We start from the raw sequence: 11,060 nt of genomic DNA on the forward strand, positions 1-11,060 counted from the left end.
TGACATACTATTTAATAGACGGCTATTATAACGCCAAATTTGTTGTGGTCAGTTAGTTATATTAACCAACTGGTCATAAGGAAAGGTTAAGCTGGACAGCACAACGTGTTTAACCATAAGTATGATGATTAACTATAGGCAGTACAAAATAAAATTGATACGTTAATAGCGACATGCGACTGGTATCAATTTTCCTTGCTTGCTGCTAATACAGAGGCTGCGAAAAATGCATTCCAGTCGCCTTATATCGTTCTTAAAGTGAATCGACTGTACTCTCCAAACTGTTATGTTAGTGCGCATTAGCACTGGTGAGTTGGCTTTATTTGCGCTTTTTTTGAGCACTTAAAAAACCCACTCATTTTATATCTTAGCCAACTGAAATCAGCGATTAATGCGCCTCATCCCAGTTTTGCCCACTATCAGTCTCAACGAGTAACGGCACGGCAAAGTCTACACTCCAACCTTTATCTACCGCTGTCGTGGTCAAGACATCTTGCATCGCATCGGTAATCAACTGGCTAATCTCATCCACTTTATCCGCATCGACTTCAAACACCAATTCGTCATGCACCTGTAGCAGCATTTTGGCCTGATCTTTTGGTAATACTTTATCAACGGCAATCATGGCAAGTTTAATCAAATCAGCGGCAGAGCCTTGTAGCGGTGCATTGATAGCAGCACGCTCAGCGCCCTGTTTGACCATACGATTGCTGTGAGTGATATCGGGCGTGTAGAGCTTGCGACCCAATATCGTCTCGACATAGCCTTGCTCATAAGCGCTGGTACGCGTGTTGATCATATAGTTCTTGACGCCTGGATAACGCTCAAAGTACATATCGATATAATCTTGCGCTTCACCGCGACTCATTTGTATCTGCTTGGCAAGGCCAAAGGCGCTCATACCATAGAGCAGTCCAAAGTTAATGGCTTTGGCATTACGGCGCTCGGTTGGTGTCACGTCTGAGACATCCTTTCCAAGCACTTCGGCCGCGGTGGCCGCGTGAATATCCAGCCCTTCGTTAAAGGCACGAGTCAGGTTGCTATCGCCTGAAAAATGCGCCATCAAACGCAGTTCAATTTGTGAGTAATCCGCGGCCAAGATCACGCGACCTTCTGGTGCGATAAAGGCTTGGCGAATCAGGCGACCTGTGGCCGTACGGATCGGAATGTTTTGCAAGTTAGGATCGGTTGAGGACAGCCTGCCCGTACTGGTTAATGCTTGATGGTAGCTGGTATGGACGCGATCAGTCTTAGCATCTGCCACATTATCCAGCGCATCGGTATAAGTACTTTTTAGCTTAGATAACCCGCGATACTCTAAAGTAATATCGACCAATGGATGGTCAATCTTTGACAAGACCGCCTCACCTGTTGAGTATTGACCAGACTTGGTTTTTTTACCACCAGGGACGCCCAGTTTGTCAAACAGCATCTCACCAAGCTGTTTCGGTGAGCCTAAGTTAAATGCTTCGCCAGCGACTTCATACGCGCGTTTTTCTAAGGCAATGATTTCTTCATCAAAGCGTTTGGACAGCTCGTTCAAAAATGAGCGTTTGATTAGGATACCGTGCGCTTCCATTTGACAAAGTATTTGGGCCGTTGGAATCTCTAGCTCATGGAGTAATTTGGCATTATTGGCGTCATTAGCAAGCTCGACGCTAAACACCTCAAACAGCTGATAAGTGATATCGGCATCTTCACACGCGTAGTCACTGGCGATATCAATGGCGACTTGATCAAAGGTGACTTGTTTCGCCCCTTTGCCAGCGACATCTTCATAGCTGATGGTTTGCGTTTGCAGATAGTGCCGTGCCAGATCGTCCATACCATGACGAGTGACAGCCGCATTAATCACATAGCTGGCGAGCATGGTATCCATTGCCCAGTTATTTGGCTGCTCATGGATGGCACCGATGAGGTCAATACCGGAGTGGGCGAGGATATGAGCGTCGTATTTTAGATGTTGACCAATTTTACCAATGCTTGGGTTTTCTAAAATAGGCTTTAAGCGTGCCAATACCATATCGCGATCAAGCTGCTTGGCTGTCAGCTCATCACCTTCTAAGCTGTGCGTTAGCGGTACATAATAAGCCTCATGGGCTTGTACGGCAAAAGATAGACCGACGATTTGTGCCTCGCGCCAGTGAACGCTGGTCGTCTCGGTATCAATGACGAAGTGCGGCGCAGATTCTAGTAATTTGACCAAATTATCAAATGCCGGCTCATCTAAAACAGTGTGCCATGCTTTGTCATGATGTTTACTGTCTTTGATATTGTCGATCTTGGTTGATTGTAGCGATTTGGCGATTTGCGCTTGGGATTCGGCATCCGCCTGGCTATCAGCGACACTTTGCGAGCCGTTCCCATTAGCATTGGCGGGATGGTTGGGATGATCAAGCGATGCCAGCTCATTTCTAAACTCAAGCTCACCATACAGCTCGCGCAACTCGTTTATGTGGGCACAAGGGTCTGTATTGATTTTTAAGTCATTCCAGTCTTGACCGATCTCCAAATCCGTGACGATAGTGGCCAGCTTGGCATTAAACGGAATATCGTCTGCGTGCTCAATCAGACCTTTGGCTCCGCGGCCTTTAATAAAGCCAATGTGCTTTAACATATTGTCAATGGTGCCGTACTCAATAAGCAGGTCTTTCGCGGTTTTTTTACCGATACCAGGCACGCCTTTGATACCGTCAGAGGCATCACCCATTAAAGTTAAAAAATCAATCATTTGATTTGGATTGATGCCGAACTTATCAATGACCGCTTGGGTGTCCGTCACTTTACCGGTAAAGCTGTCTTCTAGTATCACGCAGTCATTGACCAGCTGCATCATGTCTTTATCGCCCGTGGAGATGACCACGTGATGACCTTGTTCAACCGCACGGTGGGCCAGTGTGCCGATAATGTCATCGGCTTCTGCGCCTTCGATGCGTAACAGCGGAATGCCTAACGCCGTCACTAAACGATGAATATAAGGAATCTGTTCTACCAACTCTACATCGATGGGTGGACGAGCCGCCTTATAATCAGCAGACATATGATGGCGAAAAGTCGGCGACTTAGTATCAAAACACACGGCCATATGGGTCGGATGATAACGACGCATCAGTTTTAGCAGCGCGTTGAGCGTGCCACGAATGGCATTGGTTACCAGCCCTTGCGAGTTTTGCATGGTTTTTGGTAAAGCGTGATAAGTACGAAATAGATAATAAGAGCCATCAACCAAAATAAAAGGCGGTTGGTCTTTGTCGACGTGACTGGTGTCCATGGTCGCGACATTGGGCATGGTGTCAAAGTTTGGTAGGGCTTTGGGGTCGAGTGCCTGGTGGGAGTTGTGATTACTGTCGCTCATATTATCGCTCATAAAAGTCACTTAGTATCTGTTAGATAAAATATGTGCTTATTATAACGCTAAAATCAGCGCGTGCCGAACTGCTTAACCGTTACGAGATATTCTAGGGTTTTCCAAAATCTAAAATAAAAAAGAATCCAGCGCTGACTGGATTCTTTTATACGAAACCTTTTCTGTAAAGATAAGCCCTAACTGCTTATTTTACTTCTGAGGTGACTTCTACATCGATATTGCCACGGGTCGCTTTTGAATAGGGACAAACTTGGTGGGCTTTTTCGACCAGTTTTTGAATGTCGTCCGCTGATAGATCAGTGCTATCAGCAATGACGTGAATTTTTACGGAAAGTTTGTACTCATGATTGTCACCTTGTAACAAATCAACAGAAGTTTCAGTCGTTGAACCGAAGCTTGCGCTTTCCATTTTTTTGACCACACCCAAGGCGCTATCAAAACAAGCCCCATAACCCATAGCAAGTAACTGCTCAGGATTATTGCCCTTCTGGTTGCCGCCTGGCGGTGCCATGTTTATTTCAAGATCACTATCGCTTAGCGTTGCTGTACCCATGCGACCGCCAGTAACCTTAGATTTAGTAGAATATAATGTTTTCATAACACATCCTTTATTTTAATATTTTGAATTTTTATATTTAAGCGGTAAATTTTAATATGGGATTTAGCATAACAAACTAGTGAAGTTCCTATATAGGTCAGTCGTAAACATATACTGTGTATTTGTAAGTACGAGGCCAAACACCCTGTCATAAATTGCCACCAAAAAGGCGACTGACACGCTGTGTTTGACGATTAGGGCGGGTTTTTTTATACGCTTATTCTGCACCATTCTGCTAAATCCGCTACAATACGCTCATTATTTATTCTATTTATTTAGATTGATTTCTAAATGACACAACCGTTGAAGCCGAAAACTATGAGCGTAGATCCAAAAAAGTTAGCCAAAGAAGTTGCCAAACGCCGTACCTTTGCCATCATCTCGCATCCCGATGCAGGTAAGACTACCATGACTGAAAAGTTACTGTTGTGGGGGCAGGCGATTCAGGTGGTTGGTGAAGTCAAAGGCCGCAAAACAGATCGTCATGCCACCTCAGATTGGATGAGTATGGAGCAAGAGCGTGGTATCTCGATTACTACCTCTGTCATGCAGTTTCCTTATCAAGACCACATCGTCAACTTACTAGACACACCCGGTCACGCCGACTTTAGTGAAGATACTTACCGCACCTTGACTGCCGTGGATAGCGCGCTGATGATGGTGGATGGCGCCAAGGGTGTCGAAGAACGTACCATCAAATTGATGGAAGTTTGCCGCATGCGTGATACGCCGATTATCTCATTCGTCAATAAGCTCGATCGTCAGATTCGTGAGCCGCTAGAGCTACTGAGTGAAATCGAAGCGGTGCTAAAAATTAAATGTATTCCTGTGACTTGGCCTATTGGCATGGGACAAGATTTTATCGGCGTGTACCATTTGACCGAAAATAAGACTTACTTTTATCAAAAAGGTCATGGCGGTAAGATGACGGTTGCTGAGACCCGTGAAGGCTATGATTATCCGGATATACGTGAGCGTCTAGGGACATTGATGTTTGATGCCTTTGAAGAGTCACTTGAGCTGGTACAAATGGCGTTAGAAGAGTTCAGTGTTGAGGCGTTTTTAGCGGGTGAGATGACGCCTGTGTTGTTTGGCACGGCACTCGGCAATTTCGGTGTCAATATGGTACTCGATACGTTAGTGAAGTATGCGCCGCCGCCAAAATCCCATCCCACGCAAGAGCGTGAAGTGGCAGCAACGGAGACAGATTTTAGTGGGTTTGTCTTTAAGATTCAGGCAAATATGGATCCGCGTCACCGTGACCGCATTGCTTTTTTACGCGTCTGCTCAGGCAAGTACGAGAAAGGCATGAAAATGAAGCATGTGCGTTTGGGTAAAGACGTGCGCATTGCCGATGCATTGACCTTCCTCGCTGGTGACCGTGAAGCGTTAGAAGAGGCGTACCCGGGTGATATTATTGGGCTTCATAACCATGGGACGATTTCTATCGGTGACAGTTTCACCGAAGGCGAGGAGTTGAACTTTACCGGTATTCCGCACTTTGCCCCAGAATTGTTCCGCCGTGTGGTGCTAAAAGATCCGCTGAAATCAAAAGCGCTGCAAAAAGGTCTACAGCAGTTAAGTGAAGAGGGCGCAACACAGGTGTTTATGCCGCAGATTAACAACGATTTAATCTTGGGTGCGGTGGGTGTACTACAGTTTGAGGTGGTCGCGCATCGTCTCAAAGAAGAGTACAAGGTACAATGTATCTTTGAGCCGGTCTCGATTGCCACGGTACGCTGGATTCACTGTGATGATGAAGTGGCACTGGCTAAGTTTAAGAAAAAAGCCCACGACCAGCTGTCGTTAGATGGTGGTGGTTATTTGACCTATCTTGCGCCATCGCGGGTTAATTTGCAGCTGATGCAAGATCGTTATCCAGAAGTCACCTTTAGTAGTACGCGTGAGCACTAATATCCGTAAATATAATGTATAGCTATCTCTTAAGACACGCCAGCCGTGTCTTTTTTATTAGCTATTATTTATCTATTGAATGTGGCAAGGGGTGTGCTCAGTAGGAATAGCACCTCAAAAACACAAACAGTGTTCCTACAATACGTTGCCATGGTTACGGTAGAATATTCAGTAACGTCTTATGTGGATAAAAGAGGATATATGAACGCTGCGAATCACTTCGATATCAAAACCCCAGAAACGGCGGGGCGCTTAGCGATAAACGCCAGTCCTACACGTCTGTTAGGTCTACTAGTGAGTGGGGTGCTACTAGGGACAATGGCTATGTCCGCAAACGCTGGCAGCCTGATTAGTAGCACTGACTATCTGAACTATACTTTGCCTAAAAATCTGCAAGAGCAGTGTGTTGAGAAAGACAACTGCCCAGAGATTGAGGTTAAATATCTTCAGACCAATCATGATTGGATAAATGATATTACCAACGCCCGTATTAATCACTTAGTCGTAAACAGCAAACCGACTGAGTCAGCGCCTATTAAGACGATAAGCAGTCAGGCAGAGGTGACAGCAGCTATCGATGACTTTGCTAAATCGCAGTTGAGAGACATGCCTGAGGGTCGTTCATGGGCTTACAGTCTGACGGTAACGCCGGACTACTTAGGTCACATCAATGACGTTGAGTTGTTTGAAATTAACACGTATGTCTTCACTGGTGGCGCTCACGGTATGCCTTATAGTGAGTACTTGATGTTTGATCTCAGCAGCAAAAAACACATTCAGCTGAATGACATGCTGCAATCAGGTCAGAAGGCACGTTTTAAGGCGCTCGCTTATGATGCTTATAAAACGTGGGTGAAAACGGTGGACGATGACATCAGCAGCTATGAGAAAAATTGGCCGTTTACCTTAAGTGACAATGTGACACTGACGGATAAAGGCATCGATATTCGTTATCAGCATTATTCTATCGGTCCCTATGCTTACGGCATGCCCGTACTCAGTATCCCGTATAGTAAGCTTGATGGTGTGATAAAGCCTCGCTTTTTGCCTAAATAACTTAATAAATAACTTAAATAGTCATTACATAATGTATTGCAGCTGACATTAACATACTTAAAAAAATCTTGAGAAGACTGGCAATACTGTTTTAGAACCATTTGAACTTTAATAGAAAATAAGGAGTGACAGCATAATGAATAATACAGATAGCGTGAACACGACGGTAGACGCAGACACTTGGCAGCTTAACGCGTTAACAGAGGCGCTTGGCGATCTGACATTAACGGTCAGTGAAAGCTTGTCGGTTGGTCGTGGCAGTGATAATGATGTGGTGCTCGGCAGCAAGCAAGTATCGCGTAACCATGCCGTGCTAAGCGTATTAGAGGGTCAACTGTATGTAAAAGACTTGGATTCATCAAACGGTACGTTTATTAATGACGAACGTATCGAGGGTAATAAATCGCACCTTTTACAAGGGAGCGATACGATTGGTTTTGCAAGCTTTCGCTTTCAGGTGAATGCGCCTGTTGATGAGGCAGAAGAGACTGAAGGGTTGGCGCCAGTGGCGGCAGAGAGTACAGCGGCTAGTACGAATACGGATGAAATAGAAGCTGCTGAGACTGTAAAAGAAGCACACATGAACGAAGAGTCAACCGTTAAAGAGCCTGTGGTACAAAAAACAGGTATCGAAGAATTTTTACCGACCACAGATAATGTAGAGCCAGCATCGAGCGAAACTGCCACCTTGTCAGAATCGCCAGCGACTGCTATCAAGGAGGAAGCTGTGACAACCAAACAAAGCACACCGACAGTCTCTGTCGATAACGATCCATTAGTAGAGCAGCCAGTTGTACGTGAAGAGCCAGTTGTACGTGAAGATCCAGTTGTACGTGAAGATCCAGCAGTCCAACCAGAGCACGATAAGACGACCAAAACTGAACTACAAGAAGAAGCTGATCCTGAGGTACTGCGTGCCAAGCAGGCGGCCACCGCTCAGTTTTCGGGTACGGCTAATCTAGGCCAGTCTCGTGATCTCGGTACCGAAGGGAATAACGCGATGGATCAGGCCGTTAGTAACCCAGCCAATGCAGGGCAGGTAGAGAAAAAACCGAGCGGCAGTTGGTTTATCTGGGTATTTCTTGCCATTCTTGTGATCGGACTGGCGCTGTGGTTATTTAATATGGGCGGTGCGTAATTGGTTTTTACGTAGATGCCAAGCTGTGAATACGGGTAAATGTTAGGGGTTTGGCTAACTGGCCAGTCCTTATGGACAGGGTGATCGTCAGCGAGATTTGGTATACTTGTCTATCGATTACCAGCCACCCTAGCCACTGTTTATCACCCGCCTTTTTTTATAGCGTCAGCATTCAGTAGAGTGTTGACGCTATATTTCATTTGTATTTTTATTATTGTTTCTACTGTTTATATCTTTTGCCAATATATTGCTAAGAGAGCGTTACTATGATGACCTTTAAAGAGTATCAAGCGTTTAAAGACCGTGGCTTTAGTCACGCACCACTGGTGAAAAAACGTTTAATGGATGCACAAACCCCCGTATCTGTTTTTTCTAAAGTGCGTGATTTAAACGGTTCTGCGTATTTGTTTGAGTCTGTCGTCGGCGGTGAGCGTTGGGCGCGATACTCGATGATTGGTCTGGGTAGCGAGCTGATTTTGCAGTATGCAGACGGCCATATGACAGTCAAAAAAAATGATCATATCGATGTCGATGCGGTGGATGACCCTTTTGACTTTATTCGCACATTGATGGCGCAGTATAAGATGCCAACGCCAGCAGACATTGCTGCGTTACCGAGCTTTAGTGGGGGTTTGGTCGGCTACTTTGGCTATGACATGATACGTGTCATAGAGCCAACGGTGGGTCTGTCTGATGCACCCAATCCAATGTCGATGCCAGACATGTGGCTCATGCTTTCCATGAGCGTGATTGTTTTCGACAGTTTAGAAAACACCTTGTCTATTATTGTTTATGCCGATTGCAATGATGAGGATGGGTACAGTAAAGCCATTCGTGATCTAGAAAAAATAGAAGACAAGCTGGCAGAAACACCAAATCTGAGCGCCCCTGTGATGCCCACACCAAAGTTCACGTCAAAAACCGGCGCGGATAAATACTGTAGTGACGTCAATAAGATAAAAGAATACATCTTAGCAGGCGATGTCATGCAGGTGGTTCCAGCGCAGCGTTTGACAGCCGACTATACAGGTGACTCACTGGCCGTCTATCGCGCTCTACGGTTTTTAAATCCATCGCCTTATCTGTTTTTGGTGCATGGCTATACGCTTGATGATCATAAGCGCTTTGACATTATTGGGGCTTCGCCTGAGATACTATCGCGTATTGAAAACGGCAAAGTGACTGTGAGACCGCTCGCTGGTACCCGCAAACGTGGTCAAGATGAAGCAGAAGATCTGGCGCTTGAGCAAGAGCTGCTAAATGATGAAAAAGAGATAGCTGAGCACCTGATGCTCATTGATTTGGGTCGTAATGATATTGGCCGTGTTTGTGAGTATGGCAGTGTCAAGGTCACCGAAAAGATGTTTGTGGAGCGCTACTCACAAGTGATGCACATCGCGTCCAATGTGGAGGGCACCATATCACCCGATAAAGACGCATTGGACGTTTTTTGTGCCGCCTTCCCAGCAGGTACACTGACAGGTGCTCCCAAAATTCGTGCCATGCAGATCATTGATGAGATAGAGCCTGTGCGTCGCACCGTATTTGGCGGCTCAGTGGGGTATCTGGGCTGGCATGGCAACATGGACACAGCGATTGCTATTCGTACCGCTGTGATGCGCCGCGGTGAGATCCACATTCAAGCAGGTGCTGGCGTCGTCGCTGATTCTGTACCAGAAGCGGAGTGGGAGGAGACCAATAAAAAAGCGTTGGCATTGGTTAAAGCGGTAAAAATGGCATGTAATGGTTTGCGCATTCGCTAGCCGTTTAACAGAGCAATATAAGGCAGGTCACCAACGCGCCAAATAACGATCTTTTTAATTATAAAAAATATCAGCATAATCAATTACTTGAAAATTATTATTAAAATAATAATAAAAAAGATAAAAAAGGGCTTGCGCATCTCAAAATATTTGATAGAATAGCCACCACTTTGAGAGAACAAGCCGACTTAGCTCAGTTGGTAGAGCAACTGACTTGTAATCAGTAGGTCGCCAGTTCGATCCCGGCAGTCGGCACCATCTCTCTCAAAGTAGCTTTTTATGAATTTGTCTTAAATGAAAGTCATTTTTGTTCAAAGCAACCTAAGGTGGGGTTGGGGAGCGGTCAAACCCAACAGACTGTAAATCTGTCGCGAAAGCTTCGAAGGTTCGAATCCTTCCCCCACCACCATATTTTTTTAAAGTTTGTCATAGCGCCAAGCACACTCTTTATAGTTAACAACTCTCGATTAGAGTTGATCTGAATAAGAGTCAATGCGGGTGTGGTATAATGGTAACACCTTAGCCTTCCAAGCTAATGACGCGGGTTCGATTCCCGCCACCCGCTCCATATATACACCGTCGCAAAGCCTATCAATTATTCATCACGACCACAGTTATTTTGCTGTATCGTGATATTTTTTTTAGTGCAGCTTAAAGGTTTGATATACGCTCATATAGCTCAGCGGTAGAGCACTCCCTTGGTAAGGGAGAGGTCTCGAGTTCAATTCTCGATATGAGCTCCATTTATTAGTGAAACCCTACTTGCTTGTTTTGCTATTTATATAGCTTTGCGTTGTTATTGAATTCATAAGATATTGAAAATTATAAATACAGTGTGGCAGGTAATGATTTGAAGGTGACACTGAGGTGTTGCCTTTTAGTGCTGTCAGTTTATTAATAAATAACAACCCTATTTGTAAGACAGCTTCATTAATAACTGCTAGTAAGATAAAATATAACCATTGCTGTAGCGTATAATGCCTTACGTTGTTCAATAGATTAAAAAGCACGTATAATGTCTATATCTACGTATTCAGTGGTCACACAGATACTGAATCAAAACGTAGACAGCAACAGAGCAAAAAACAGTTTTGCAAAATAGTTTAGATAGATAAACCATAGCGTCAACGGTTTGATGGTTTTATATATATCATAGACCGTCAAACAGCTATTCACCGATCTTTGATTGATAAAGATTCACCAAAAAAAGAGGAAATACCCATG

6 protein-coding genes and 4 tRNA genes are annotated in these 11,060 nt (G+C 44.9%); 8 read left to right on the plus strand and 2 right to left on the minus strand.

The features are described from left to right. Window positions 1–388: 388 nt before the first annotated feature. Window positions 389–3,355 carry a DNA polymerase I gene (gene polA, locus B2P60_RS02525; protein ID WP_286739292.1) on the minus strand — a complete coding sequence of 989 codons (2,967 nt, stop codon included), beginning with the start codon at window positions 3,353–3,355 and terminating at the stop codon, window positions 389–391. A 196-nt stretch (window positions 3,356–3,551) separates the two neighbouring features. Further along, the gene (locus B2P60_RS02530; RefSeq protein ID WP_230709101.1) at window positions 3,552–3,965 is read right to left on the minus strand and encodes an Ohr family peroxiredoxin; all 414 of its coding nucleotides are present in this window, start codon (window positions 3,963–3,965) and stop codon (window positions 3,552–3,554) included. Between the two features lie 318 nt (window positions 3,966–4,283). Between B2P60_RS02530 and B2P60_RS02535 the strand changes: the two genes are divergently transcribed. The 8 genes from B2P60_RS02535 (at window position 4,284) to B2P60_RS02570 (ending at window position 10,579) form a co-directional block, all read left to right on the plus strand. Continuing rightward, window positions 4,284–5,879, plus strand: coding sequence for a peptide chain release factor 3 (locus B2P60_RS02535; RefSeq protein ID WP_193004632.1), 1,596 nt, complete (start codon window positions 4,284–4,286; stop codon window positions 5,877–5,879). 201 nt (window positions 5,880–6,080) lie between these two features. Further along, window positions 6,081–6,935 carry an RsiV family protein gene (locus tag B2P60_RS02540; RefSeq protein ID WP_286739279.1) on the plus strand — a complete coding sequence of 285 codons (855 nt, stop codon included), beginning with the start codon at window positions 6,081–6,083 and terminating at the stop codon, window positions 6,933–6,935. 136 nt (window positions 6,936–7,071) lie between these two features. Then, on the plus strand, window positions 7,072–8,073 hold the full coding sequence (locus B2P60_RS02545; protein ID WP_286739281.1) for an FHA domain-containing protein: 1,002 nt from the start codon (window positions 7,072–7,074) through the stop codon (window positions 8,071–8,073). A gap of 266 nt (window positions 8,074–8,339) precedes the next feature. Next, the gene (locus B2P60_RS02550) at window positions 8,340–9,836 is read left to right on the plus strand and encodes an anthranilate synthase component I family protein (protein ID WP_286739283.1); all 1,497 of its coding nucleotides are present in this window, start codon (window positions 8,340–8,342) and stop codon (window positions 9,834–9,836) included. Between the two features lie 182 nt (window positions 9,837–10,018). Next, window positions 10,019–10,094 (plus strand) — tRNA-Thr (locus B2P60_RS02555). A gap of 67 nt (window positions 10,095–10,161) precedes the next feature. Continuing rightward, window positions 10,162–10,245, plus strand: a tRNA-Tyr gene (locus tag B2P60_RS02560). Window positions 10,246–10,330: 85 nt separating this feature from the next. Next, window positions 10,331–10,404, plus strand: a tRNA-Gly gene (locus B2P60_RS02565). Between the two features lie 100 nt (window positions 10,405–10,504). Next, a tRNA-Thr gene (locus B2P60_RS02570) sits at window positions 10,505–10,579 on the plus strand. Window positions 10,580–11,060 lie beyond the last annotated feature (481 nt).

The sequence above is a fragment of the Psychrobacter sp. UBA3068 genome (genome assembly GCF_002366815.1).
Taxonomy (GTDB): domain Bacteria; phylum Pseudomonadota; class Gammaproteobacteria; order Pseudomonadales; family Moraxellaceae; genus Psychrobacter; species Psychrobacter namhaensis.

What these genes read in the sequence shown, in the direction of transcription:
- B2P60_RS02545 (WP_286739281.1), top strand. Translation starts at nt 7,072, where the DNA reads ATGAATAATACAGATAGCGTGAACACGACGGTAGACGCAGACACTTGG.
- B2P60_RS02530 (WP_230709101.1), bottom strand. Translation starts at nt 3,965, where the DNA reads ATGAAAACATTATATTCTACTAAATCTAAGGTTACTGGCGGTCGCATG.
- B2P60_RS02550 (WP_286739283.1), top strand. Translation starts at nt 8,340, where the DNA reads ATGATGACCTTTAAAGAGTATCAAGCGTTTAAAGACCGTGGCTTTAGT.
- polA (WP_286739292.1), bottom strand. Translation starts at nt 3,355, where the DNA reads ATGAGCGACAGTAATCACAACTCCCACCAGGCACTCGACCCCAAAGCC.
- B2P60_RS02535 (WP_193004632.1), top strand. Translation starts at nt 4,284, where the DNA reads ATGAGCGTAGATCCAAAAAAGTTAGCCAAAGAAGTTGCCAAACGCCGT.
- B2P60_RS02540 (WP_286739279.1), top strand. Translation starts at nt 6,081, where the DNA reads ATGAACGCTGCGAATCACTTCGATATCAAAACCCCAGAAACGGCGGGG.